The 26,069-nt window shown below is 58.8% G+C and carries 26 protein-coding genes and 1 riboswitch; of the genes, 9 read left to right on the top strand and 17 right to left on the bottom strand.

Going from position 1 to position 26,069, the window contains the following annotated elements; translation table 11 throughout:
* The first annotated feature begins 170 nt into the window (after positions 1-170).
* Positions 171-581 carry a nuclear transport factor 2 family protein gene (locus ACR0NO_RS17910; RefSeq protein ID WP_170680770.1) on the top strand — a complete coding sequence of 137 codons (411 nt, stop codon included), beginning with the start codon at positions 171-173 and terminating at the stop codon, positions 579-581.
* A gap of 91 nt (positions 582-672) precedes the next feature.
* Here ACR0NO_RS17910 and mutT read toward each other — a convergent pair whose 3' ends face one another.
* The 3 genes from mutT to ACR0NO_RS17895 are packed head-to-tail and all read right to left on the bottom strand — an operon-like array spanning position 673 to position 3,148.
* The gene (gene mutT, locus ACR0NO_RS17905; RefSeq protein ID WP_480724933.1) at positions 673-1,071 is read right to left on the bottom strand and encodes an 8-oxo-dGTP diphosphatase MutT; all 399 of its coding nucleotides are present in this window, start codon (positions 1,069-1,071) and stop codon (positions 673-675) included.
* Entirely contained in the window at positions 1,068-2,294 is a 1,227-nt protein-coding gene (gene argJ / locus ACR0NO_RS17900; protein ID WP_480724932.1) for a bifunctional glutamate N-acetyltransferase/amino-acid acetyltransferase ArgJ, read from the bottom strand. Before argJ ends, mutT begins: the two co-directional genes overlap by 4 nt.
* 5 nt (positions 2,295-2,299) lie before the next feature.
* A complete protein-coding gene (locus ACR0NO_RS17895; RefSeq protein WP_480724931.1) occupies positions 2,300-3,148 on the bottom strand; it encodes a peptidylprolyl isomerase in 849 nt (282 codons plus the stop codon).
* Positions 3,149-3,324: 176 nt separating this feature from the next.
* Between ACR0NO_RS17895 and secA the strand changes: the two genes are divergently transcribed.
* The 3 genes from secA (at position 3,325) to ACR0NO_RS17880 (ending at position 8,632) form a co-directional block, all read left to right on the top strand.
* Positions 3,325-6,042: a preprotein translocase subunit SecA gene (gene secA, locus ACR0NO_RS17890; protein WP_170550694.1), complete on the top strand. Its 2,718-nt coding sequence runs from the start codon at positions 3,325-3,327 to the stop codon at positions 6,040-6,042.
* A 100-nt stretch (positions 6,043-6,142) separates the two neighbouring features.
* Positions 6,143-7,051: a hypothetical protein gene (locus ACR0NO_RS17885; protein ID WP_170689503.1), complete on the top strand. Its 909-nt coding sequence runs from the start codon at positions 6,143-6,145 to the stop codon at positions 7,049-7,051.
* A 24-nt stretch (positions 7,052-7,075) separates the two neighbouring features.
* Complete coding sequence (locus ACR0NO_RS17880) at positions 7,076-8,632, top strand: phosphate ABC transporter substrate-binding/OmpA family protein (RefSeq protein WP_480724930.1); 1,557 nt, start codon at positions 7,076-7,078, stop codon at positions 8,630-8,632.
* 279 nt (positions 8,633-8,911) lie between these two features.
* On the opposite strand, the gene radC is transcribed toward ACR0NO_RS17880, so the two are convergent.
* The 13 genes from radC to dnaK all read right to left on the bottom strand — a co-directional run bounded on the left by radC (position 8,912) and on the right by dnaK (position 20,588).
* The gene (gene radC / locus ACR0NO_RS17875) at positions 8,912-9,667 is read right to left on the bottom strand and encodes a RadC family protein (protein ID WP_170462892.1); all 756 of its coding nucleotides are present in this window, start codon (positions 9,665-9,667) and stop codon (positions 8,912-8,914) included.
* 36 nt (positions 9,668-9,703) lie between these two features.
* A complete protein-coding gene (locus ACR0NO_RS17870) occupies positions 9,704-10,438 on the bottom strand; it encodes an ABC transporter permease (protein ID WP_480566111.1) in 735 nt (244 codons plus the stop codon).
* Positions 10,435-11,160 (bottom strand): ABC transporter ATP-binding protein, encoded by a 726-nt coding sequence (locus tag ACR0NO_RS17865; RefSeq protein WP_480566109.1) that lies wholly within the window; start codon positions 11,158-11,160, stop codon positions 10,435-10,437. The genes ACR0NO_RS17870 and ACR0NO_RS17865 overlap by 4 nt, the downstream gene beginning before the upstream one ends.
* A complete protein-coding gene (gene tenA, locus ACR0NO_RS17860; RefSeq protein ID WP_480566107.1) occupies positions 11,157-11,831 on the bottom strand; it encodes a thiaminase II in 675 nt (224 codons plus the stop codon). Before tenA ends, ACR0NO_RS17865 begins: the two co-directional genes overlap by 4 nt.
* Entirely contained in the window at positions 11,828-12,763 is a 936-nt protein-coding gene (locus ACR0NO_RS17855; RefSeq protein WP_480724929.1) for an ABC transporter substrate-binding protein, read from the bottom strand. The genes tenA and ACR0NO_RS17855 overlap by 4 nt, the downstream gene beginning before the upstream one ends.
* A gap of 20 nt (positions 12,764-12,783) precedes the next feature.
* Positions 12,784-13,746 (bottom strand): HesA/MoeB/ThiF family protein, encoded by a 963-nt coding sequence (locus tag ACR0NO_RS17850; RefSeq protein ID WP_480724928.1) that lies wholly within the window; start codon positions 13,744-13,746, stop codon positions 12,784-12,786.
* Positions 13,743-14,339 (bottom strand): thiamine phosphate synthase, encoded by a 597-nt coding sequence (locus ACR0NO_RS17845; RefSeq protein WP_480724927.1) that lies wholly within the window; start codon positions 14,337-14,339, stop codon positions 13,743-13,745. Before ACR0NO_RS17845 ends, ACR0NO_RS17850 begins: the two co-directional genes overlap by 4 nt.
* A complete protein-coding gene (locus ACR0NO_RS17840; protein ID WP_480724926.1) occupies positions 14,336-15,100 on the bottom strand; it encodes a thiazole synthase in 765 nt (254 codons plus the stop codon). Before ACR0NO_RS17840 ends, ACR0NO_RS17845 begins: the two co-directional genes overlap by 4 nt.
* A 2-nt stretch (positions 15,101-15,102) precedes the next feature.
* Positions 15,103-15,297 (bottom strand): sulfur carrier protein ThiS, encoded by a 195-nt coding sequence (thiS, locus tag ACR0NO_RS17835; protein WP_480724925.1) that lies wholly within the window; start codon positions 15,295-15,297, stop codon positions 15,103-15,105.
* Entirely contained in the window at positions 15,281-16,258 is a 978-nt protein-coding gene (locus ACR0NO_RS17830) for an FAD-dependent oxidoreductase (protein ID WP_480724924.1), read from the bottom strand. Before ACR0NO_RS17830 ends, thiS begins: the two co-directional genes overlap by 17 nt.
* Positions 16,255-17,058 carry a bifunctional hydroxymethylpyrimidine kinase/phosphomethylpyrimidine kinase gene (gene thiD, locus ACR0NO_RS17825; RefSeq protein WP_480724923.1) on the bottom strand — a complete coding sequence of 268 codons (804 nt, stop codon included), beginning with the start codon at positions 17,056-17,058 and terminating at the stop codon, positions 16,255-16,257. The genes ACR0NO_RS17830 and thiD overlap by 4 nt, the downstream gene beginning before the upstream one ends.
* 45 nt (positions 17,059-17,103) lie before the next feature.
* Positions 17,104-17,208: riboswitch (TPP riboswitch) on the bottom strand.
* Positions 17,209-17,457: 249 nt separating this feature from the next.
* Positions 17,458-18,606 (bottom strand): molecular chaperone DnaJ, encoded by a 1,149-nt coding sequence (dnaJ, locus tag ACR0NO_RS17820; protein ID WP_170380244.1) that lies wholly within the window; start codon positions 18,604-18,606, stop codon positions 17,458-17,460.
* A 74-nt stretch (positions 18,607-18,680) separates the two neighbouring features.
* The gene (dnaK, locus tag ACR0NO_RS17815) at positions 18,681-20,588 is read right to left on the bottom strand and encodes a molecular chaperone DnaK (RefSeq protein WP_170380243.1); all 1,908 of its coding nucleotides are present in this window, start codon (positions 20,586-20,588) and stop codon (positions 18,681-18,683) included.
* A gap of 214 nt (positions 20,589-20,802) precedes the next feature.
* On the opposite strand from dnaK, the gene ACR0NO_RS17810 reads away from it, so the two are divergent.
* Positions 20,803-21,405, top strand: coding sequence for an alpha-ketoglutarate-dependent dioxygenase AlkB family protein (locus ACR0NO_RS17810; protein WP_480724922.1), 603 nt, complete (start codon positions 20,803-20,805; stop codon positions 21,403-21,405).
* Here ACR0NO_RS17810 and ACR0NO_RS17805 read toward each other — a convergent pair.
* Complete coding sequence (locus tag ACR0NO_RS17805) at positions 21,402-22,223, bottom strand: ABC-2 transporter permease (protein WP_170640932.1); 822 nt, start codon at positions 22,221-22,223, stop codon at positions 21,402-21,404. The genes ACR0NO_RS17810 and ACR0NO_RS17805 overlap by 4 nt on opposite strands.
* A gap of 122 nt (positions 22,224-22,345) precedes the next feature.
* Between ACR0NO_RS17805 and cysQ the strand changes: the two genes are divergently transcribed.
* From cysQ to ACR0NO_RS17785, 4 genes are all read left to right on the top strand, one after another.
* Positions 22,346-23,143 (top strand): 3'(2'),5'-bisphosphate nucleotidase CysQ, encoded by a 798-nt coding sequence (gene cysQ / locus ACR0NO_RS17800; protein WP_480724921.1) that lies wholly within the window; start codon positions 22,346-22,348, stop codon positions 23,141-23,143.
* Positions 23,143-23,943 (top strand): 3-deoxy-manno-octulosonate cytidylyltransferase family protein, encoded by an 801-nt coding sequence (locus ACR0NO_RS17795; protein ID WP_480566094.1) that lies wholly within the window; start codon positions 23,143-23,145, stop codon positions 23,941-23,943. Before cysQ ends, ACR0NO_RS17795 begins: the two co-directional genes overlap by 1 nt.
* A gap of 69 nt (positions 23,944-24,012) precedes the next feature.
* Entirely contained in the window at positions 24,013-24,996 is a 984-nt protein-coding gene (galE, locus tag ACR0NO_RS17790) for a UDP-glucose 4-epimerase GalE (protein ID WP_480724920.1), read from the top strand.
* 7 nt (positions 24,997-25,003) lie between these two features.
* Positions 25,004-26,050: a glycosyltransferase family 2 protein gene (locus ACR0NO_RS17785; protein WP_480724919.1), complete on the top strand. Its 1,047-nt coding sequence runs from the start codon at positions 25,004-25,006 to the stop codon at positions 26,048-26,050.
* Positions 26,051-26,069: the final 19 nt, after the last annotated feature.

Raw genomic sequence — 26,069 nt, 5'->3', positions numbered from 1 at the left:
CAAAGATCAGCGGAATCGAATATCCGCACACATATGAACATACGTCATTCCACCTCGGCCTTGCAGGCTTATCCTGGGTCATTTTGAGATACGCACCTTTCAGCGTACTCTGATTGGTGTTGAGTGACTGAGTGGCCAATTCAGCTGGCTGTTGTTTAGGGGGGAAACCAATGTCCATTCAAAAAACTGCACGAGAGTTCTTTGAGGCATGCGAAACCGGCAAAGGCTGGGACGGCTGTAAGGACTTCTGTCACGACGGGGCCACGTTTTCAGCGCAAGCCGATGCTCTGGTCGATGTGACGACACTAGAAGGCTACGCCGACTGGATGAAGGGGCTGTTAACTCCGATTCCAGATGGGCACTATGAGCTAAAATCTTTCTCGACTGACGATGACCGTGGAATCGTGAATGCATTTGCTGTTTTCCACGGAACCCATTCAGTAGATGGTCCGGTTCCGGCCACCGGCAAAACAATCGCGGCCGACTACGTTTACGCGATTGAATTCGATGGCGACAAAATTCGGCATATGACGAAAATCTGGAACGATGCGCATTCCTTGAAGCAGCTTGGCTGGGCTTAACATTCGAAGATAGGAAACCCTGCGGAAAATCCCGCTGGGTTTCTTTTCTATTCTTTCATTTGGAGACCTTAACTCTGGTTTTGCCAGACGTTTACAACCAATCCCGCAGTATCGGAATCAGCGGTACATCCGCGGCAGGCATCGGATAGTCGCGCAGATCATTCGCTCGCACCCATTTCAGCGCCTGACCCTCTTTGGACTGCGGTATCCCCTCCCATTTGCGGCAGGCAAACAGCGGCATGAGCAGGTGAAAATCGTCGTAGCTGTGGCTAGCGAAGGTCAGCGGCGCGAGGCAAGAGGCCCAGGTGTCGATACCCAGTTCCTCGTGCAATTCGCGGATCAAGGCAGCCTCGGGGGTTTCGCCGGGTTCGATCTTGCCGCCAGGGAATTCCCAGAGGCCAGCCATGGATTTGCCCTCGGGACGTTGGGCCAGCAAGACGCGGCCCTCGATGTCGATCAGGGCGACTGCAGATACCAAAACTGTTTTCACGAGCGATAGTCCGCGTTGATCTCGATATAGCCGTGGGTCAGGTCGCAGGTCCAAACGGTGGATTGCCCCTCGCCCAGCCCAAGATCGACTGAGATCACAAGGTCTTGGCCTTTCATGTAGGCGGCCGCGTCCTCTTCACGATAGTCGGGGCTGACCCAGCCTTTTTCAGCGACCAGAATATCGCCAAAGGAAATGCTCAGCAGGTCGCGATCTGCGGCGGCTCCGGATTTGCCGATGGCCATGACGACGCGGCCCCAGTTGGGGTCCTCACCCGCGATGGCGGTTTTCACCAGAGGGGAGTTCGCAATCGCCAGCCCATGCACCTTGGCATCTGCGTCCGAGGCGGCTCCGGTCACGCGGATTTCTACGAATTTCGTCGCCCCTTCGCCATCGCGCACAACTTGCTGCGCAAGGTCCAGCATCACGCTTTCCAACGCCTCGGCGAAGGCCGCGTTCCTAGTAGCATCAACACCCGACGCACCGGTAGCGCACAGCAAAAGGCTGTCCGATGTCGAGGTATCGCTATCGACAGTGATGCAGTTGAATGTCCGGTCGGTCTGTGCGCCCAGCATGGATTGCAGCGCCGATTGCTCGACTACGGCATCGCTGAAGATGTAGACAAGCATCGTCGCCATGTCTGGCGCGATCATGCCGGAACCCTTGGCAATCCCCGCAATAGAGACTGTTTTGCCGTCAATCTCGACCTGAGCCGACGCCCCTTTCGGGAAGGTATCGGTGGTCATGATGGCCCGCGCTGCGTCCTCGATGGCATGACGACTGAGACCGGATTTCAACGCCTCAAGCTGCGAGACAATGCGATCATGCGGCAGCGGTTCGCCGATCACGCCGGTGGATGAGGTGAAGACCCTCTCAACCGGTACGCCGGTCGCCTTGGCCACGGCTTGCGTCACCTCGGCGACCGAGTTTTGGCCGTAGTGGCCGGTGAAGGCATTGGCATTGCCCGAGTTCACCAAAATCGCCGCTGGTCCATCGCTGGCGCCGCCGATCTTGTCCTGACAGTCCAGCACCGGAGCGGCGCGGGTGGCCGAGCGCGTAAACACCCCGGCCACGGACGTGCCGGGATCGAGAACCGCCAACATGACGTCGGTTCGACCTTTGTAGCGCACCCCTGCCTCGACGGTTGCAAAACGCACTCCGTCAATCGCTGGCAGGTCGGGGAAACCGGCAGGGGCCAGTGGCGAGGTTTTGGTGATCGTGGCCACGGGAGTTACTCCTGAATCAGGTCCAGCTGGCGGATGACTTCAGGACCAACCCCTTCAAGGGCGGTGCGTTCGATCTGAGCCTGTTGGGTCAACTCATCAATACGGCCCTGAATAGCCTCTTGCTGAATGGTCTGGGCCAGTTCATCGCGCACGGCCTCAAGCGCAGGGGCTTCAGATTTGCGCTTGTCGTTCAGGATCACCAGATGCCAGCCGAACTGCGTTTGCACCGGGTCAGAGATCTGACCTTTTTCAAGGCCCAGCACGGCGTTTTCAAATTCAGGCACCATCTGGCCCTTACCGAACCAGCCCAGCGCACCGCCATTGGGGCCGGACGGCCCGGTCGAATGCTCGCGCGCCATCTCGGCAAAGTCGGCGCCGTCATCAAGTTGCGACTTGAGCGCTTTGGCCTCGTCCTCGGACTCAACCAGAATATGGCTGGCGTCGAACTCGTCTTCACCTTCAAATTCGGCAAACTGCGCGTCATAGGCCGCTTGTACCGCCTCATCCGTCACAACATCGTTGGTCAGGGCGTTCACTGTCTGCACCGCCAGCAAAGAGCGTGTTTCATTGTCCAGCGTCAGAGCGTTTTGTTGGGTCAGCTCTTCCTGCTGTTGGCCCAGCAATTGCTGTTGGATCAGCTGTTCGAGCACGAAGTCATACAGCACATCGTCCTCGATCTGCTGATATTGCTGCGGCAATGCGGCGACGGTGGCGACAACGTGACCCAATGTGATCTCGTCCCCGTTGACCGTGGCCAGAACGGTGCTTGCATCGGGCTTTGTTTCGGCGGCCAGCGGCAGCGCCATCACGGCGGTCAAAGCCAGCGATGGCAGAAAAGTGAGGCCTTTGGGCATGGAATCATCCTATTTCTTTGCCGCGACAGGGCGCAGCGTTGACACTTCAGAACCTGCCGCTTACATCGCTTTGAAGCCTTGGACAGGGCCGCCTTTCACCCCCCGTATCTATGGGTTGCGCGCAAGGTGGGCAAGCCTGTCGCAACCAAGACAAGAACAGATCCGCTGGAGTGAACATGCTGGGACTCGGAACGCTCGCCAAAAAGGTGTTCGGAACACCGAACGACCGCAAGATCAAGGCGACCCGCCCCCTGATCGAAAAGATCAACGCGCTGGAACCCGAGTTCGAAAAACTCTCTGACGAGGGTCTGATCGAAAAAACCGCCGAGCTGCGCAAACGCGCGCTGGATGGCGAGAGCCTGGATGACCTGCTGCCCGAAGCTTTTGCTAACGTGCGCGAAGGTGCCAAACGCGCACTGGGTCTGCGGGCCTTTGATGTGCAGCTGATGGGCGGCACCTTCCTGCATCAGGGCAATATTTCCGAGATGAAGACGGGTGAGGGCAAGACACTTGTTGCCACTTTCCCCGCCTACCTGAACGCCCTGACCGGCAAGGGCGTGCATGTTGTCACGGTCAACGAATACCTGGCCAAACGCGATGCGGAATGGATGGGCAAGGTCTTTGCCGCGCTGGGTATGACCACTGGTGTGATCTGGTCGGGCCAGCAAGATGCCGAGAAGAAAGCCGCTTATGCTTGTGACGTGACCTATGCCACCAACAATGAGCTTGGCTTCGACTATCTGCGCGACAACATGAAGGCCGATATGGCTGACATCTATCAGAAATACCACAATTTCGCGATTGTGGATGAGGTCGACTCGATCCTGATTGATGAGGCGCGGACGCCGCTGATCATCTCAGGTCCGGCGCAGGACCGGTCGGATCTGTACACCGCAATTGATGCGTTGATCCCGAGCCTGAGTGACGATCACTATTCGCTGGACGAAAAATCCCGCAACGTGACCTTCACCGATGAGGGCAACGAGTTTCTGGAACAGCAACTGATCGCCGCGGGCCTGATCCCCGAGGGGCACTCTCTGTATGACCCCGAAAGCACCACCGTGGTGCATCACGTCAATCAGGGCCTGCGTGCGCACAAACTTTTCCAGCGCGACAAGGACTATATCGTGCGTGATGGCAATGTGGTTCTGATCGACGAATTCACCGGCCGTATGATGCCGGGTCGCCGCCTGTCGGAAGGTCTGCATCAAGCGATCGAAGCGAAAGAGAACGTCCAGATTCAGCCCGAGAACGTGACGCTGGCCAGTGTGACCTTCCAGAATTATTTCCGCCTCTATGACAAGCTGGGCGGCATGACCGGAACCGCGCTGACCGAAGCCGAAGAATTTCAGGAGATCTACGGTCTGGGCGTGGTCGAAGTCCCCACCAACCGTCCGATTGCCCGTCTGGACGAAGACGATCAGGTCTATCGCACAGCGATGGAAAAATACGGCGCGATTATCTCTGAGGCGAAGAAGGCCCAGGAAAAGGGTCAACCGGTTCTGATCGGCACCACCTCGATCGAGAAATCCGAAGTTCTAAGCCAGATGCTGACCAAGGAAAAGATCGAACACAACGTTCTGAACGCCCGTCAGCACGAACAAGAGGCCCAGATCGTGGCCGATGCGGGCCGCTACGGTGCGGTCACCATCGCCACCAACATGGCCGGTCGTGGCACCGACATTCAGCTGGGCGGCAATGTGGAAATGAAGGTTCTGCAGGCCCTTGCCGAAAAGCCCGAGGCCGACCCAGCCGAGCTGCGCGCTGCGGAGGAGGCCAAGCACGCCGAGGAAAAACAAAAGGTTCTGGATGCGGGTGGTCTGTATGTCATGGCCTCGGAACGCCATGAAAGCCGCCGCATCGACAACCAGCTGCGCGGTCGCTCGGGCCGTCAGGGCGATCCGGGACGCACGGTGTTCTACCTGAGCCTCGAAGACGATCTGATGCGCATCTTCGGCTCGGAACGTCTGGACAAGGTGTTGACCACGCTGGGCATGAAAGAGGGCGAAGCCATCGTTCACCCCTGGGTCAACAAATCGCTGGAACGCGCGCAATCCAAGGTCGAAGGCCGCAACTTTGACATGCGCAAGAACGTTCTGAAATTCGACGACGTGATGAATGATCAGCGTAAGGTGATCTTCAGCCAGCGGCGCGAGATCATGTCAGCCGACGACCTGTCCGAGATCGTCTCGGACATGCGCGAGCAGGTGATCGACGATCTGATCGACGAATACATGCCGCCAAAATCCTATGCAGATCAGTGGGATACCGATGGGCTGCATGAGGCAATCAAAGAAAAGCTGACCATCGATGCCCCGGTTCAGGACTGGGCCGCCGAAGAAGGTGTAGATGATGAACAGGTGCGTGAGCGTCTGGTTAAGGCCGCCGATGAGATGATGGCGCAAAAGGCTGTCGCCTTCGGCCCCGAGAACATGCGCAACATCGAAAAACAGGTTCTGCTGCAGACTATCGACGGCAAATGGCGCGAGCATCTTCTGACGCTGGAACATTTGCGCTCGGTCGTTGGATTCCGGGGCTACGCCCAGCGCGATCCGCTGAACGAGTACAAGAACGAAAGCTTCCAGCTGTTCGAAGGCATGCTGGACAGTTTGCGCGAAACCGTGACCCAGCAATTGTCGCGCGTGCGCCCGCTGACCGAAGAAGAACAGCGCGAGATGTTGGCGCAGATGGCGGCCCAGCAAGCGCAGGCTCAGCAAGCGGTTGATCAGGCCGCAGGTGCCGCTGAAGCTAAGGCCGAGGCGGTCGCGTCGGGGGATGCACTGCCTGGCTTTGACGAGAATGATCCCTCGACCTGGGGCAATCCATCGCGCAACGATCAATGCCCCTGTGGTTCGGGCAAGAAGTTCAAACACTGCCACGGCCGATTGACCTAACGTCAACAAATACCAGTCACAATCGCTCCGCTTCGCGGCCACAAATTGGCCGCGATTTTTAACGAGAGTGCGACTCGCTCCTTCAACTGGGGAGGGTGTTTTGTTCGTAGTCAGAAATTACGTGACCATGTGCGGCACGGTCGCTTGTGCCCTGGGTATTGGTTACCTGATGCAATATGGTGCGCCTGCGCAACCGAATGGCGCGCAGGAACCCATCGCCGTGGCTTCTGTCGCGGATCAGGCCTCGGTCATTGCCGGGCTTGAGCGTATCGTGCAAACCTCTTCCTCTGACGAGACCCCCTCGCAACCGATTGAGCGCCCTGCGCCGAAGGCAGCTCAAAAGCACACCAACTGCAGCATCAGCGCGCGTGCCACCGCCCAAATGGGTGCCAATGCACGGCTGCGGATCAAGGCCCCCTGCCGCAGCAACGAACGTGTTGAGATTCACCACAGCGGTTTGACGCTGACACAGCAAACCGACGAAAACGGTGCCTTGGACCTGACCATTCCGGCCCTGTCCGAATACGCCATTTTCCTGATCTCATTCGAGGATCAGACCGGCACGGTCGCCACCACTCACATCATGGACATTGACCAATTCGACCGGGTCGCATTGCAATGGCAGGGTCAGACCGATCTGCAAATCCACGCCTTGGAGTTTGGTGCTAGCTATGGTGAGCAGGGGCATATCTCGGCCAATAGCGCATCGCAGGGCGCGGGTTCCGTGGTCCACCTGGGAAGTGCGAGCTTCAATGATGGACAGAATATCCAGATTTACTCGTTCCCGGCTGCGCGTTCGGAACAATCCGGCTCGGTCGCTTTGACGGTTGAAACCGAAGTGACTGAGGCCAATTGCGGCCGCGATCTGAACGTCCAGTCGTTGGAACTGCGCAGTGATCGCCGGCTGCGGTCGCGCGATCTGATCCTGACGATGCCGATGTGTACCGAAGTCGGTGAGTTTCTGGTGTTGAATAATCTGTTTCAAGACCTGACAATCGCGGCAAATTAAACCGCAGGCAGGCTCGACCTTCTCATGACACGTATTCGTGCGGCGCTGGCCGTACTGTTTTCTGTTTCGCTGGCTGTTTCAGCCGCAGCGCAGGATATTGTTCTGACATCGCATGATGGCAAGATCGAAGTCTCCGGCACCCTGCTGGGCTTTGACGGTGAATTCTACCGGGTCGACACTCAGTTCGGAGAGCTGACGGTCGATGGCTCCGGCGTCACATGCGACGGCCCGGCCTGCCCCAGCTTGACCGATTTCGTGGCCGAGGTCCGGTTTTCGGGATCATCCGTCATGGCTGAAACGGTCCTGCCTGCCCTGATCATCGGCTTCGCCCGACAAGAAGGTCTGACAGCAACCCCATCGCGCGTGGATGAACGCAGCTTCGCCTATGAACTTCGCCAGCCTGACCGCACAGCCCCTCTGGCCCGCCTGTTCTTTCGCGTTGGAACGACGGATCAGGGGTTTGCCGACCTGATGGACAACGACGCTGATATCGTGATGGCGCAACGCGAAATCCGGGATGAGGAACGCAACGCGGCCGAGGCCGCGGGTTTGGGCGATCTGGCCCATCCCCGCCGCGCGCGGATTGTAGCACTGGATGCGATTGTCCCGGTGGTTGCGCCAGAGAACACCGTTCAGCAGATCTCACCCGCGAATCTGGTCCGTGTTCTGTCGGGCGAGATCTCCAACTGGACAGACCTAGAAGGGCCGGACGCACCGATTGCCCTTCACATGCCGGACGCTGGGTCAGGCTTGTCCCAGGATGTCGAGGATCAACTGTTGCGCCCCGCTCAGGCTGAGCTGTCCGAAAGCGTTCTCCGCCACCAGCGCAATCGCGATCTTGTTCAAGCAGTGGCCAACGACCCCTTCGCGATCGGCATCACGACGCAGGCGGCCTTTGGCCCCACCCGAGCACTGCCTTTGGCTGGAGGCTGCGGACATGCCCTTGCGGCGACCCGCCAGTCAATCAAAACCGAGGACTACCCGCTGACCTCTCCGATGTTTCTCTACCTGCCACAACGCCGCCTGCCACGGATCGCACGCAAGTTTCTGGCCTATACCCGCTCAGCCGACGCGCAGATGGCCATACGGCAGGCCGGGTTTGTCGATCAAGCGACCGAGAACCTGACCATTGGGCTGCAAGGGGATCGTCTTGCCAATGCCATCGTTTCTGGTGGGGTCGAGGTCGGGCTGGAAGAGCTTCAACACATGGTCGAAACTCTGCGGCCATTGTCTAGACTGTCGATCTCCTTCCGGTTCGAGCCGGGAAGCTCTCGCCCGGATGCGCAATCACGGTCCAACATTCTGCAATTGGCCCAGGCGCTTGAGTCCGGCAGTTTGACCCCTCGCAAGCTTGTCTTTGCCGGGTTCAGCGACGGGGATGGAGGCGCCAGCGCCAATGCACGGATCGCCCATCGCAGGGCACAAACGGTGCGCAATGCGGTACTGGCCGCCATTGAGACCGAAATCCCCGACAGTATCGAGATCACAACCGAAGGCTTCGGAGAGGCGATGCCCATGGCCTGCGATGACACGGAATGGGGCCGAAAAACAAACCGCCGGGTTGAGGTTTGGGTGAACTAGAGAGTGACGATGTCGGACAGAAACTCGGACGAAACCGCCTCTGCAAGCATTGAGGGTTCCGCCCAGCCGCGCGGAGACCATGTCTGATCTCTAGATACGTGAAGCTCTTTACGAGGAGACGAAACACTATGCGCAAACCTTGTGACGCATTTAGATAAAGGCAACATGGACGAAAGCGAGAAAATGTCCTCATCGAAATGAATCGGCCAAATTGGAACTCTCAACCCAGACAACAATTTCAGTCGTTTGGGCAATCAACTGACAACACAACTCTTCCCGTCACAAATACCCCTCGGATCGAAAGCTCAGCTCGGTTGATTTTCCGATAATCAGATGGTCGTGCAGCGTCAGCCCCAAGGCCGTGCAGGCATCCTGAATGCGGTTGGTCATGTCGATATCCGATTGCGACGGCGTGGGGTCGCCGGAGGGATGGTTATGCACCAAAATCAGGGCCGAGGCGTTTAGCTCCAGCGCTCGTTTTGCCACCTCGCGCGGGTAGACCGGGACATGATCAACAGTGCCCTTCGCCTGCTCCTCATCCGCGATCATCACGTTCTTGCGGTCAAGGTAGAACACGCGAAACTGCTCGATCTCTCGATGCGCCATCGTTGTGTGGCAATAGTCCAGCAAAGCATCCCAGCCTGAAATCACGTGGCGCTGCATCACCCGCGCGCGGGCCATGCGATGGGCGCAGGCTTCAAGGATTTTCAGATCGGTGATGACGGTTTCACCGACGCCTTTGATTTGGCGCAACCGCTCCTCTGGTGCAGTCAGCACGCGGTTGAAGTCGCCAAAAGTATCCATCAGCAGCCGGGCCAGCGGTTTCACGTCCTGACGCGGGATGGATCGAAACAACACCAGTTCCAGCAACTCATAGTCCGGCATAGCGCCCGAGCCGCCAGACATGAACCGTTCGCGCAGCCGCTTGCGATGGTCTTTGATGTAGGAGGGTAACCGACCCGTCGGCAGCGGCTGCGCTGGCGCTTCGTCCGTATCGAAAAGCATCGGGGCTTCGGCAAAGGCGTCCTGTGTCATGGGCCTTACCTTGGCGCAGAATCGGTTTCTGAAAGGTTAACGCGCCTCACCGGCCATGCGCGCGGTGGCGCGGCGCACCAGCATATGCAGCAGGATCGAGAGCACGCCCAAAGTCAGCATGGCCGCGAACATCAGATCGGTCTTGGCCCGGCCATTGGCCAGCAGCATCAGGTAGCCCAACCCTTGCGAGGACCCGACCCATTCGCCGATCACCGCGCCAATCGGCGCATAGACCGCCGCCAATCGCATCCCCGAGGCTAGCGAAGGCAACGCCGCCGGGATACGGATGTGCCACAGGATCGAACGCGGGCCTGCCTGCATCGTACGCGCCAGATCGAGATATCCGGGCGGGGTCCTCATCAGACCGTCAAAGAAGGATGAGGTGATCGGAAAGTAGATGATCAGGACCGCCATCGCGACCTTGGACCAAAGGCCGTAGCCCAGCCACAGGGTCAGAAGCGGCGCCAGCGCAAAGACCGGCAAAGCCTGCGTGAAAACCAGCATCGGCTGCACCAGCACCCGTGCGGCCCGTGAATTGGCCAGTTGCAGCGCGGTGACAACGCCTAGAACGGTACCAACCGCCAGGCCGATCACGACCTCAACCGCGGTAATCCAAGTATGTTCCGCAATCACCCAGCGGTTCTGCCACCAGGTCTCGGCCACAAGCGCCGGGCCGGGCAGGATGAATTTGGGCAGGCCGGTCAGGCTGACAATCGCTTGCCAGACGGCCAGAGCGAACAAGGTTGCGGCGAGGGCAGAGAGGAGTTTCATGCCGCCTCTCTCAATAGTTTCAGTAGCGCGCCTTGGGTTTCCAATGTCTCCAGATCATCCACATGGCGCGGTGCGGGCGCGGCAGGCGGAGCACAGGGCGTCAGCCCCTGCTGCGTCATCACGACGATGGATTGGCCCAAACGTGCGGCCTCGGCCGGGTCGTGGGTGACCAGAAGGACCGTCCGGCCCTGCAGCGCCTCTGCGGCCAGATCCTGCATGTCCGCGCGGGTGCGCGCGTCGAGGGCCGAGAATGGCTCATCCAACAGCACGATGGGGCGATCTTCCATCAGGGTCCGCGCCAAGGCGACGCGCTGTCGTTGGCCTCCGGACAGCTCCGACGGTTTCTTGGCCATGTGATCTTGCAGGCGCATCCGTTCAATCAGACGGTCCCGGCGATCCAGATCGGGTTTCTCACCCCGCAACCGCGCGCCGAGCGAGACGTTTTGCGCCACCGTCGCCCAAGGCAGCAGCAGGTCGTCCTGCGCCATATAGGCCACGCGAGTCGGGACCGTTTGGCCATCGCTGGCCGATATCTGACCGGTGAAATCCGCACCTGTCTCCAACCCTGCGATCAGGCGCAGAACCGTGGTTTTGCCAACGCCCGATCCACCTAACAGACAAGTCCACTGTACCGCCCCAAGGGTCAGAGTCAGCGGTGCGAACAAGGGCGTATCGCCAATACTCGCGTGTCCGCTGATAGTTAGATCGGGTGCCGGGGTCATGGGGTCAGACCCATTTGCCAGAAATTGACCTCTAGCTCTGTGGCGGTTCGGAAGGTCTGGCACAGACGATCCCAGCGCGGAGAGGCCTCGATATCCGCCCCAAGACGTCGTGTTAGAGCCGAATCCAGCAGTTCGCCGGCCGCCTTGCACGCACCCTGGTAGTCCTCACCAGCATAGGTATTGATCCAGTCGCGATAGGTCTCGGATGTGGCCTCGGAGGCCAGTCGAGACCCGATTTCTCCGTATCCCATCACACAGGGTGCCAGCGCTGCCAGCAAGTCCAACAGATCGCCACTATACCCGGCCTCCAGCACGAACCGCGTATAGGCAAGATTTTCGGCACGTTCCGGGGTTGCAAACAGCTCCTCCTGAGAGATACCGGCCGCTTCGCAGGTCCCGATATGCAGCTGCATCTCTTCTGCGACCAAAGCGTTCACGGTGCCCACAGCCGTCAGCATTTCGGAATGCGTTTCTGATTTCACCACCGCCAGCGCCCAGGCGCGGCTGAAATGGATCAGGAACACATAATCCTGACGCAGGTAATGCAGGAACGCCTCTCGGGGCAGAGTGCCGTCCTTCATCCCTTCAACAAAGGCGTGGCGGGTGTAGTCCCGCCACGGTCCCTGCGCCGCATCACGCATCAGTGTGAAGGCTTTGCCATAGTCGCTCATTGCGCGGTCACGTCGATGGTGATGTCGCTGACCGGCAAAACGCTGTCAATCATGCCGCTTTCGTTCAGGAAGGTTTCGAACCGGGCGTAGCGGCCCGCATCAAAACCCGCCGGGCGCAGAGCAAAGCGCGGCAGAGTGTCGACCCACGCGCGAGCATTCAGCTCATCCTGCAACTCGGGCGAAGTCGCGGCGAAGATCTCCCAGCTTTCTTCGGGGTTGTTGACAATGTACTGGGTCGCTTTTTCGGTCGCCGCCAGGAAACGCGCGATCTTGTCCTTATCCATCGTCTCGGGGTTGGCGACGTAGATCAGTTCGTCATAAGACGGCACGCCCTCTTCCTCGATATAGAAGCAGGTGCCGGGACGGCCTTCGATATCCATCTGGTTCAGCTCGAAGTTGCGATAGGCACCGATCACCGCATCCACCTGACCGGTCATCAGCGACGGAGAGAGCGAGAAGTTCACGTTGATCAGTTCAACATCGTCCAGCGCCACGCCATATTTGCCCAGAACGGTGGTCAGAACAGCCTCTTCCACGCCAGCGACCGAGAAGCCGATTTTCTTGCCCTTCAGGTCCGCAGGCGACTTGATCGGGCCGTCTTCCAGAACCAGCAGACAGTTCAGAGGGGTCGCAACCAGCGTACCGACACGCTTCAGCGGCAGGCCTTCATGGATCTGCAGGTGCAGCTGCGGCTGATAAGATACGGCCAGTTCAGCCTGACCAGCAGCCACCAAACGCGGCGGAGCGGACGGGTCGGCGGGGGGAACGATCTCAACCTCGAGGCCCTGCTCGGCGAAATAGCCGTTTTCCTGCGCCACGATGATGGGCCCATGATCGGGGTTGATGAACCAATCCAGCAGAACGGTCATCTTGTCTTCGGCCCAGGCCGGCGCAGCGGCCAGAAGGGCGATGGCTGTCATCAGCTTTTTCATGTCTCGCGTTTCCTTTTCACTCACGAGGTTGAGGCCGCGACGAGGACAATCTCGCCCGGCCAATCCGGTTCAATCTGTTCAGCCGCACGCCAGGCGCGCAGGCCGGTTGCACAGCACAAAGCCAGCCTTTTTGCTTTGTTAGGCTCTGAATTCAGGTGTTCCACGCTTAGACGACGTGCCAGGGGGTGGATGGGTTGAGGAGCTTCGTCTTCACTCCGAAGCTCAACAATCACATCATCTGAGGACAGTTGCGAGGCGGCAACGAAGGCAAAGGACTGCTCAGGCTCGGGCGCTGCGTCAAAGCGGAAGCTGGAGCTTCGGAATGTCTTGGCGTCTACCTGTAACATCAGGCCAAGGGGCGACGGGTCGAGGCCCTGGATCAAAGCCAATGCCATTTGCGCCTGCATCGCGCCGATCATCCCCACGACTGGCCCTAGAACACCTGCCGTGGCACAGCTCGCCCCGCTGGTCGGGGCCTCGGGGAACACGGCCCGTAGTGACGGCGCACCGCCGCAGAACGCACCAACATAGCCAGACAGGCCCAACACCGAGGCACTGACCAAAGGTTTTCCCAAGGTCAGGCAGATATCCGACAGCGTGTAGCTGGCGGCATAGCTGTCCGCACAGTCGAGGATCAAATCAGCCTGTGAAACAAAACCGGTCGCATTTTGACTTGTTAGAGCCTGTTTTAGCGCGACGACGTCGATATCAGAATTCAAAGCACGGCAGCGATCGGCTGCAACTTCGGCTTTTGGGCGTCCGCAATCTGCCTCAGTAAACAGCGTCTGCCGATGCAAGTTCGACAGGGCCACGTCATCCGCATCGAGGATCGTCAGATGCCCAACGCCCGCCCCAGCCAACAAAGGTAGGACCGGAGCCGCCAATCCACCCGCCCCGACAACCAAAATCCGCGCCTTGGACAGGCGCGCCTGCCCTTCGGCCCCCACCTCAGGCAGGATCATCTGTCGGGCGTAGCGGCTCATCTGGTGGCCTCGATCCATTGGCGCACCCGTGCCTCGGGGTCAGCGTTCAGGGTGATGTCCGTGACGACCGAGACGATGTCCGCCCCTGCCTCAAGCACGCCGGGCGCGCGTTCGACGCTCATACCGCCAATCCCGACCAGAGGGATATCGCCCACACGGGCCTTCCACTCGGTGACGCGCGGCAGTCCTTGCTGCTCCCACTTCATCTTTTTCAGGATCGTCGGATAGACCGGTCCCAGCGCGACGTAGTCGGGGTCCATGGCTAGAACGCGCTCTAGCTCATCATCGTCATGGGTGGAAACGCCCAGCTTTAGATTCGCTTTTCGGATCGCCTTGAGGTCGGCATCGTCCAGATCTTCTTGCCCCAGATGGATCCAGTCGCAGCCGGCATCAATGGCGGCCTGCCAATAGTCATTCACCACCAGAACCGCGCCATGCTGATTGCACAGATCGCGGGAGGTGGCGATCTCGGCCTGGACAACACCGTCCGGCTGATCCTTCATGCGCAGCTGTACCAGCTTTACACCCAAAGGCAGCATCCGCCGCAGCCAGTCGGAGTGGTCAAAGATCGGGTAGAAACGGTCCAAACTCATGCCAGGAACGCCTTTCCAACAACGGGGGTTGAGGGTACTGCCATGTCGCGGGCCTCGATCGGGTCGGCCTGATGGGCCAGCTGTCCGGCCTCAACCGCGCACATCATGGCCTTTGCCATCAACGCCGGATCACCAGCACGGGCGACGGCCGTGTTCAGCAAGACGGCGTCATAACCCAGCTCCATCGCGTGGGCCGCATGGCTGGGCAGGCCGATCCCGGCATCAATCACAAGCGGCACATCCGGGAACTCGGCCCGCATCGCGCGCAGGGCGTATTCATTGTTCAGCCCCCGGCCCGAGCCGATGGGCGCACCCCAGGGCATCAAAACCTCACACCCGGCCTCAAGCAGCCGTTCACCCACGATCAAGTCGTCGGTGGTGTAGGGGAAGACCTCGAACCCGTCCTCGGTCAGGATGCGCGCAGCCTCGACCAATTGGAAGACGTCCGGCTGCAGACTGTCGGTATGGCCGATCAGTTCCAGTTTGATCCATTTGGTCTCAAACACTTCGCGGGCCATATGCGCGGTTGTCACCGCCTCTTTCACCGTGTGACAGCCGGCAGTGTTGGGCAGCACCAGCACACCCAGATCGCGGATCATCTGCCAAAAGGTCTGCCCGGCCCCCGATTCCCGCCGCAAAGAGACTGTCGCCACACCCGCGCCGCTGTCGCGGAACGCCTGTTCTAGGATAGCGGGGCTGGGATATTGCGCGGTGCCCAGCATCAGCGGGTTGGGCAGATCGACGCCGTAGAAGCTTTTCATCCTCACCCTCCTTGCATCGGCGACAGGATTTCGACCCGGTCACCTTCGGACAGGGCATGGGCAATGCGCAGGCTGGAGGGCACGAATTCCTCGTTCACCGCCGTTGCGACACGGACCGAGAAACTGCATTCATCTAGCAGCTCTGCCAAGGTGGAGGCCTTTACCTCCTTGGGGTCGCCATTAAGCACGATCTTCATCGACCATCTCCGAATGTTTGTTCTCAAGCGCCAAATCGGCCACGCCCTGTGCCAACGCAGGGGCGAGCAAATAGCCATGGCGGTAAAGGCCATTGGCATAGATCGTCCCGCCCAAACGCCGGATACGCGGCAGGTTGTCGGGAAAGGCAGGACGGAGATCAACGCCAATTTCCAGCACCTCAGCCTCACCAAAGGCCGGGTTCAAAGCGTAGGCAGCGCTGAGCAGTTCCAGCATTGAGCGCGCGGTGATCCGGCTGCTGTCTTCGCTTTCGATCATGGTCGCGCCCAGCATGTAAATACCCTCACCGCGCGGCACGATGTAGAGCGGCATCCGCGGGTGCAACAGGCGCACGGGGCGTGTCAGCGTCACATCAGGGCAGCGCACAACCAGCATCTCACCCTTCACTCCGCGCAAGTCATGCAGGTATTCCCGCGCATGCAGCCCTCGACAATCGATGGCGTTTTCCAACTGCGTAGGTGCGAGTTTGCGGTGGAATTCGACGCCCTTGTCTTTGAGACCTCGGTGCAGGTCTAGCAATGCCTGACGGGGGTCAAGATGTGCTTCTTGGTCGAAGTACAATCCTTTTCCGAATCCATGCAGATCAGGCTCTAAATTCGCGATTTTCGCCCGGTCTACTTCGGAATAAGAATTCGTCCGACGGGCAAATCTGCGTAAATCTGGGATGTCCCGCGCATTTGCCACGACCAGAGTACCGCATCGTTGCACAGTTGTTCGGGAGGCCCACCACTCGATGGCAGATTGACCGAGCCTAAGGACAGGTTCCTCCGCGTTTTCATACTCGCACCACGGGGCCAGCATACCGCCCGCCCACCAGGAACATCCATGCGGGCCTGGGGGGCCGCCGGGATCGAAAACCTGTACCTTTGCCCCGCGCGAGACCAGCTCGGACGCAACGGCCAAACCAGCTACACCGGCGCCTATGACGGACCAGAGGGTCACGCAGGCCAAACCCGGTGGAAGTGATGAACAGGTCCGTGGCCCGCACCGATCTTCAGCTCATCAGCCCGCGCGATTGCGCCCTGCAGATACTCGTGCGCCTGCGCCACGGCATCGACAAGCGTCAGGCCTTGGGCCAAACCGGCAGCGATAGATGAGGACAGCGTGCAACCCGTTCCATGGGTGTTTCGGGTGGCCTTCCTTGGGGCCTGAAATTCGGCAATCACCCCGTTTTCGTCGATCAGCAGATCATGGCAGACATCCCCCTTGCCATGACCGCCCTTCATCAAAACCGCTTGTGCACCCAAAGCGCACAGCGCTTTGCCCTGTTCAACCATCGCCTCAGGCGTGTCGGCATCACCTCGATCCAGCAAACATGCCGCCTCGGGCAGGTTTGGCGTCAGAACGGTTGCACGGGGCAGCAGAACGTCGCGTAGCGTTTGAACTGCCTCATCGGCCAGAAGGGCATCACCGGATTTCGCAATCATCACGGGGTCCAGAACGATTGGCCCTTGAAAGCGGGAAATCCCCTGCGCCACAGTCTCAATAATCTCCGGCGTCGCCAGCATTCCGATCTTGATGGCGCGCACATCCAGATCGCTGAGCACTGCTTTGATCTGGGCCGAGATCACCTCTAGCGGGATGCCATGCACGGCCGTAACCGCCTGTGTGTTCTGCGCGGTAACGGCGGTGATCACGCTGGCCCCGAAAACACCCAAAGCCGACATCGCCTTGAGATCGGCCTGAATGCCCGCGCCGCCGCCGCTGTCGGATCCTGCTATGGTCAAGGCAATGGGTGCCACGTCGTTGCTCCATCTATTTTGGGCAACCCGGGCATGGAAAACGTCTGTTTGCTTTAGACCGTTCCCTACGCCGGAATTGCCCGGATCAGGTTCGATGGGTTAGCGCTTACGCCTCTCAGCCCTTTGATCAGGGCACCCCAACGGTTGGCGCGGACAATCTCAGGGCAGTTGGAAAAAATCAAGTCTTATTCGGTTGAGTTTTACAGCCCCAACGGAGGTAAAACATGGCGCGTTCAGGACTCAGCGAGGCTCTGCCTCGCGCTCCGAGATATTTTTAGCCAGATGAAGGAAAGGATCCTCTATTCATCTGGCCAGAAATATCCCGGGGGAGGCGCCTGTAGGGCGACGGGGGCAGAGCCCCCAAAACGCACAGGCCGCCCCAATTAGAGCGGCCTGAATTTAGCTTTTCATCCCATCCCAGAAGGATTTAACGGATGAGAAAAAGCTTTTTGATTCTGGGTGGTTATCCTCACCCAAATCATCAAACTCACGCAAAAGCTCTTTCTGGCGAGAGGTGAGGTTGACCGGTGTTTCCACAGCCAGTTCGATGAACATGTCGCCGATGCCACCACCCCGCAACGCGGGCATACCCTTTCCGCGCAGGCGCATCTGGCGACCGGACTGGCTGCCCGCCGGAATCTGCACCCGTCCGCGCCCGCCATCAATGGTCGGTACCTCGATGGACCCGCCAAGCGCGGCCTTGGCCATGCTGACAGGGACGCGGCAATAGAGGTTCACGCTGTCACGTTCGAACAGTTTGTGGTCCGAGACCTCTACAAAGATATAGAGGTCACCCGGAGGGCCGCCGCGCATACCGGCTTCACCCTCACCAGCCAGGCGGATGCGTGTACCGGTCTCAACACCGGCTGGGATATTGACCGACAGGGCGCGTTCTTTTTCCACGCGACCCGCGCCATTGCAGGATTTACAGGGGTTTTTGATGATCTGACCAAGGCCCGAACAAGTCGGACAGGTGCGTTCAACTGTGAAAAAGCCCTGCTGAGCCCGGACCTTACCCATGCCCGAGCATGTTGGACATGTCGTAGGTTCTACACCACCCTCAGCGCCCGATCCGTCACAGGCCGAACAGGCCACGGCCGCAGGAACGTTGATGGTTTTCTGCAGGCCCGAGAAAGCCTCTTCCAGCGTTACGCGCAAGTTGTAGCGCAGGTCGGACCCGCGTGCCGCGCGACGTCCACCGCCGCCGCCACGTTGGCCGCCCATGAAATCGCCGAAGAGATCATCGAACACATCCGAGAACGCGCTGGAGAAGTCACCCTGCCCAAAGCCACCGCCCGGACGGCCACCGCCACCCATGCCGTTTTCAAAAGCGGCGTGACCAAAACGGTCGTAGGCTGCTTTTTTGTCGGCATCGCGCAGCACGTCATAGGCTTCGTTCGCTTCTTTGAACTGCGCCTCGGCATCCGGGTTGTCTTTGTTGCGGTCGGGATGCAATTCTTTGGCTTTCTTGCGAAAACCTTTCTTGATCTCATCCGCAGATGCGCCCTTGGTGACACCAAGCACATCATAGTAGTCGCGTTTTGACATCAGTTTTCCCTTCTGCCTCAACGTAATCGGGCCGGCCCGGCAAGCGGACCGGCCCAGATTGGCCCGGTTACCGGTTACTTACGCTTGTCGTCGTCCAGATCTTCGAACTCGGCGTCGACAATGTCATCATCCGCAGGACCTGCGTCTGCTGCTGCAGGCTCTTCCTCGCCCTCTTCGGCTTGCGCCTTGTAGATGGCTTCGCCCAGCTTCATGGCGGCTTCGGTGACGTTCTGGATGCCAGACTTGATCTTGTCGGCGTTCTCGGTTTCCAACTCGTCTTTCAGCGCGGCAATTGCCAGCTCGATCGCTTCGATCGTGGTCGGATCGACCTTGTCGGAGTGCTCTTCCATCGACTTCTCGGTCGAATGGATGAGGCTTTCCGCCTGGTTCTTGGCGTCGACCAGCTCGCGGCGTTCCTTGTCGGCTTCCGCGTTCTCTTCGGCGTCCTTGACCATCTTTTCGATGTCCTCGTCGGACAGACCGCCCGAGGCCTGGATGGTGATCTTCTGCTCTTTGCCGGTGCCCTTGTCCTTGGCCGAAACCGAGACAATGCCGTTGGCGTCGATGTCAAAAGTCACCTCGATCTGAGGCATACCGCGCGGCGCCGGCGGGATGTCTTCGAGGTTGAACTGACCCAGGATCTTGTTGTCCGCAGCCATTTCACGCTCACCCTGGAACACGCGGATGGTCACGGCGTTCTGGTTGTCCTCGGCGGTCGAGAAGACCTGAGACTTCTTGGTCGGGATCGTGGTGTTGCGGTCGATCAGACGGGTGAACACGCCACCTAGCGTCTCAATGCCCAGCGACAGCGGGGTCACGTCCAGCAGAACCACGTCTTTTACGTCACCCTGCAAAACACCGGCTTGGATAGCCGCGCCCATGGCAACCACTTCGTCCGGGTTCACACCTTTATGGGGCTCTTTACCGAAGAATTTGGTGACCTCTTCGATCACTTTCGGCATCCGGGTCATACCACCGACCAGAACAACTTCGTCCACGTCAGCAGCCGACAGACCGGCGTCTTTCAGAGCAGCGGCGCAAGGCTTCATCGACTTTTTGATCAGGTCCGAAACCAGCGATTCCAGCTTGGCACGGGTCAGTTTCATGACCATGTGCAGAGGCTGACCGTTCGAACCCATTGAGATGAACGGCTGGTTGATTTCGGTTTGCGAGGTCGAGGACAGTTCGATCTTGGCTTTTTCAGCGGCTTCTTTCAGACGCTGCAGAGCCATCTTGTCTTGCGACAGGTCGACACCGTGTTCCTTTTTGAACTCATCCGCAAGGTAGTTGACGATGCGCATGTCAAAGTCTTCACCACCCAGGAAGGTGTCACCGTTGGTCGACTTAACTTCGAACAGGCCGTCGTCGATTTCCAGAATGGTCACGTCGAAGGTACCGCCACCAAGGTCATAGACCGCGATGGTTTGGGTTTCTTCCTTATCCAGACCATAGGCCAGAGCAGCCGCTGTCGGTTCGTTGATGATCCGCAGCACTTCCAAACCGGCGATTTTACCGGCGTCTTTGGTGGCCTGACGCTGAGCATCGTTGAAATATGCCGGAACGGTGATAACCGCCTGCGTGACTTCCTCACCCAGATAGCTTTCTGCGGTTTCCTTCATCTTGCCCAGAGTGAAGGCCGAGATTTGGCTTGGGGAGTACTTTTCACCGCGGGCTTCAACCCACGCGTCACCGTTGCCGCCATTTACGATGGCATACGGCACCATTTTCTTGTCTTTTTCGACTTCGGCATCATCCACACGACGACCGATCAGACGCTTGACGCCAAAGATCGTGTTGTCGGGGTTGGTGACCGCCTGACGTTTTGCAGGCTGACCGACCAGTCGCTCATCTTCGGTGAAGGCGACGATCGAGGGCGTGGTCCGCGCCCCTTCGGCGTTTTCGATGACCTTCGGCTGCGAACCATCCATGATCGCAACACACGAGTTGGTGGTGCCGAGGTCAATCCCGATTACTTTTCCCATATTTTCAATCCCTTTCTCTTCAAGGCGATGTCCCGAGGGCCGGACCCGTTATGGCATCCCGTCCCCGATCTGATGTGCGCGACAGCACTACACCATCGCGCGTCTCGGCGTATATAAGGGCCGGACCAGAGGCCTGCAAGCATTCTGAATTGCAGGTTTTCGGGAATCTGCGGCCTTTTTTGGCAAGGATTTGGTAAGGAATGGGGAATCCGGCATGGCTCGGCTGCTTTTACGGGGATTTGAGATCAGGAAAGGCTATCTGGACAACGCCGCCCAGAGCCGGCTGATCGATGCGCTGCGCCCGATTCTGAAATCTGCGCCCCTGTTCCGCCCCGTGACACCATCGGGCAAAGAGATGTCGGTGCGCATGACCTCTGCCGGGGATTTGGGATGGGTGACGGACAAGGCGGGCTACCGCTATCAGGACCAGCATCCCGGGGGCATGAACTGGCCCAAAATCCCCGAACGTGTCCTTGCGATCTGGCAGGATCTGGTGGGCCCAGAGCGCGCACCGGATTGCTGCCTGATCAACTACTACGGCGAAGACGCGAAGATGGGCCTGCACCAGGACAAGGATGAGGCCGATTTTTCGTGGCCTGTGTTGTCGGTCTCGCTCGGCGATGATGCGCTGTTCCGCATCGGCAACACAACACGCGGAGGCAAAACGGAATCCATCTGGCTGAACTCGGGCGATGTGGTGATCATGGGGGGTCCGGCGCGGTTGACCTATCACGGTGTAGATCGCATCCGGTTCAAATCATCCAAACTGCTGCCCAAGGGCGGGCGGATCAACCTAACCCTGCGCGTTGCGCTCTAGCGGCGCGCACCCCAGCTTTGTGAGACGTGTTTTTTGGTAAAGAAGACGCCCAACAGACCGATCATCACCAGCGCGACGCCAACCCAGACCGCATATTCCCAGCTTGTGTTGCGCGGGTAATAATTGCGGAAAACATAACCGCGACACTGGTCAATCAAATGAAAAAGCGGGTTCCAGGCGAACAGCATCAACATGTAACCGCCCAGCGCATTGGCCAGAAACATCTTGCCCGAGAAGATCATTTGCAACCGTCGGTACACCGTGGTCAGAATGCCTGCCGTCATTGGAAACCAAGGCCGCAGCGCCATCAAAACCAGCCCCACCGCACATCCGGTGAACCATGACAAAAGGACCATAGCAAAGGCAGGCCCGGGCTGTTCGATTACCAATGGATTTACCGCGGCATGGTAGATGAACAGGATGACAAACATCGTCACCATCATGGTGTAGAGCGTCCCAAAAGCCGTGGCCAAAATCGTGATCACCATATTCATAGGTGAATGCAGCATCATTGGGTTGTTACCCGCCCCGACACCCGCGACCTTTTTTACCGATTTGATGTGCAACATGAACAGGAACACACCCGACAAGAGGTACAAAACAATGTCGCCTCGCACCTTGGCCACCCGTGTGCCCATAAAGGACATGATCAGGTAGAACACGAGAACCATCGCAAGGACTTGAACAACACTTCGGATAATCGCGACCACCGCGTTTGCGTGTTGGGTCCGGATGTCACGCACAACCGCATGAAAGATCAGCTCCGCCGTGGTGAATGCACCACCCAGCAGGGTCTTGTTATTCCTGAAATAGAACACGTGTCGGGTCTTTCCTGCTCTGTTGACCTCAGTCTTTCACGAATACCTTGCCGTTCGGTAACCAGCACATCATAAGTCCGTCACCACATTCGATCAACAAACCACCAAATCGGAGCTTTTTTGTGACCTACGACGCCCTTATCCCCGTCATCCGACGTCTGGCACTAGAAGCCGGTGACAAGATTATGGAGATCTACAACTCGGATACGTTCGATGTGAAGGTCAAATCAGATGAAAGCCCCGTGACCGAGGCTGATGAGGCCGCCGATGCGTTGATCTCAGAAGGGCTGCGCGCCGCCTTCCCCGACATCCTGCTGGTGACCGAAGAACAGGCCGCCTCGCATTCCGAAAAGGGCGAAACATTCCTGATCGTTGATCCGTTGGATGGCACCAAGGAATTCATCAATCGGCGCGGAGACTTCACCGTCAATATCGCACTGGTCGAAAACGGTGCCCCTACGCGCGGTGTCGTCTATGCTCCTGCGCGCGGCCGCATTTTCTACACCAAAGCCGATGGGCAATCGGTCGAGGAAACCGGCGCATTGGACAAGGCCCATGCGGGGGAGATCACGCCGATTTCAGTCTCTAATCCGGACAATTCCGCCCTTTTGATCGTCGCCTCCAAATCGCACCGGGATCAGGCAACCGAGGATTACATCAACAAGTACCAGGTGCAGGACAGCAAGAACGCGGGCTCGTCCCTCAAGTTCTGTCTGGTCGCAACGGGTGAGGCGGATCTCTACCCACGGGTCGGACGCACGATGGAGTGGGACACCGCCGCCGGGCACGCTGTACTGGCAGGGGCTGGTGGTCAGGTGGTCCGGTTCGACAACCACACACCGTTGACCTATGGCAAGGATGGCTATGCAAACCCGTTCTTCATCGCCTACGCTCCGGGTGTTGAGTTGAAGGAAGCCTGATGTCCGTTCTGATCGCCATTCCCGCCCGCTATGCCTCATCCCGCTATCCGGGCAAACCCTTGGTGCCGCTGACCGGCGCAACGGGCAAAGCCATGACACTGATCGAGCGCTCATGGCGAGCGGCCAAGTCTGTGTCAGGCGTGGACAAGGTCGTTGTCGCCACAGATGACGACCGCATCCGGGACGCCGCCGAGGGGTTCGGGGCCGAGGTCGTGATGACCTCGGAAACCTGCCAGAACGGCACCGAACGCTGTGCCGAGGCACATGAGGTTTTGGGTGGTAGCTACGAGATCATCGTAAACTTGCAAGGCGACGCGCCGCTGACACCGCATTGGTTTGTCGAGGACCTGATCTCCGGCCTGCGCGACGCGCCCGAGGCCGGTGTCGCGACGCCCGTTCTGCGCTGCGACGGAGAGGCGCTGAATAGCCTGCTCAATGATCGCAAACACGGGCGCGTCGGCGGCACGACCGCCGTTTTTGCCAGCGATAACAGTGCGATGTATTTCTCGAAAGAAGTGGTGCCTTTCGCCTCCAACAGCTATACGGGCACGGATCCAACCCCGGTGTTTCACCATGTAGGTGTATATGCCTACCGCCCAGATGCGTTGTCTGCCTACCCCAGCTGGCCTACCGGCCCGCTAGAGCAGTTGGAAGGTCTGGAACAGCTGCGCTTCATGGAAAACGGCCGCAAGGTTCTATGCGTCGAGGTCGAAGCCAAGGGCCGTCAGTTTTGGGAGCTGAACAACCCTCAGGACGTGCCCAAGATCGAAGCGATGATGGCAGATATGGGGTTGGAGTGATCCCTTTTCCCCCTGACCAAACCTGCGAATCTGGCGTAGAAGCGCCCAAATATGACCAATGGACCTGATATGAAAACGATCCTTGTCACGGGTGGCGCAGGCTACATCGGCTCTCACGCTTGCAAGGCGTTGGCGCAAGCGGGCTTTGTACCGGTGACCTACGACAATCTCGTCACCGGCTGGCAGGATGCGGTCAAGTTTGGCCCTTTTGAACAGGGCGACCTGCTTGACCGCGCGCGGCTGGACGAGGTTTTTGCCAAGTATCAGCCTCAGGCCGTGATGCATTTCGCCGCGCTCAGCCAGGTTGGCGAGGCCATGAAAGAGCCCGCGCGTTATTGGTCGAACAATGTGACTGGCTCGCTGACTCTGATCGAAGCTGCAGTGGCCGCAGGCTGTCTGGATTTCGTATTTTCCTCAACCTGCGCGACCTATGGCGATCAGGACAATGTTGTGCTGGATGAGAGTACACCTCAGCACCCGATAAACGCTTATGGCGCCTCGAAACGGGCGATTGAGGATATCTTGCGGGATTTCGAGGCCGCTCATGGCCTGCGCCATGTGATCTTCCGCTATTTCAACGTGGCCGGTGCCGATCCCGAAGGCCAGGTTGGAGAGTTCCACCGGCCTGAGACCCATCTGATCCCGCTGATGCTGGATGCGATTGATGGCAAGCGGGATGGCCTGACTGTGTTTGGCACCGACTACGACACGCCGGACGGTACCTGCATCCGCGACTATGTGCATGTCTGCGATCTGGTTGATGCGCATGTTCTGGGCCTGAACTGGCTGCGGCAGGGTAAAGACAGCCGTGTGTTCAATCTGGGCACCGGGTCGGGGTTCTCGGTTCTTGAGGTTATCAAGCAGTCCAAAACCGTCACCAATCGCGCCGTTCCCTACACCGTCGGACCGCGCCGCGCAGGGGATTGTACCAAACTGGTGTCAGGCTCACTCCGCGCCGAAGATGAGCTGGGCTGGAAGCCAAAACGCTCAACGTTAGAGACGATGATCACCGACGCGTGGCGCTGGCATCAAACCGGCGCCTACGAGAAATGAGCCGCCGTTGACCCCTGTCAGCGCCCAGCTCCCTCGCATAAGCCCGGCCCAGAAATACCGGCTGCGTTGGAAACGGCGCAGGCTGCTGTGGCAATCCTGGCGCAGTCGCCACCAGTTGATCTGTTTGCAGAACAGGACCGCGGATATTCAACTCGGAGGTATTCTGGCCTTCATCACCCTGCGCAACGAACTGGAACGTCTGCCGTGGTTCTTCCGGCACTACCGCGGCTTGGGTGTCGATCATTTTCTGATCGTGGATAACGGCAGCGACGACGGATCGACCGAGTTTTTGGCGCAGCAATCTGACGTATCGCTCTGGCAAACTCAGGCCAGCTACCGCGCCGCGCGTTTTGGGCTGGATTGGCTGACCTCGCTGCAAATCCGGTACGGCCACAGTCACTGGTGCCTGACAGTCGATGCGGATGAGCTGCTGATCTACGCGCATCACGACACCCGAGGTTTGCAGGACCTGACCCGCTGGCTGGAGAGGCAAGGCCGTGCCGGGTTTGGTGCTTTGATGCTGGATCTCTACCCGAAAGGCCCACTAGGGTCGCAAACCCATGACCCGGAAAGTGATCCGACCAAAACCCTGAACTGGTTCGATGCCAGCCCCTACCGCGCGCAGCGGCAGACCCAGATGGGCAATCTATGGGTCCAGGGCGGCGCGCGCGAGCGGGTGTTTTTCGCCAATACACGCCAGCGCTCACCGACTTTGAACAAGATCCCACTGGTTAAATGGTCCCGTCGCTATGCCTATGTAAACTCGACCCATTCCGCGCTGCCACGTCGCCTGAATGCGCTCTATGATGGGCCAAACGGAGACACGCCTTCCGGGGTGCTTTTGCACACGAAGTTTTTGCCCGAGATCACCACAAAGTCGCAAATCGAGAAACAGCGCCGCCAGCATTTTCATGATCCCGACCAATTCCAGACATACTATGATGGGATCATCGCGCAGCCGGATATGTGGACCAACCAGTCCGAGGCATATACCGGTTGGTTAAAACTACAGCAACTGGGGCTGATGAATGCGGGGGATTGGCTGGATCAGTAGGGTTAGGGTCACTAACCTG

This window comes from Ruegeria sp. CL3 (assembly GCF_056536505.1).
This window is presented reverse-complemented; position numbering and strand designations above follow the sequence as displayed.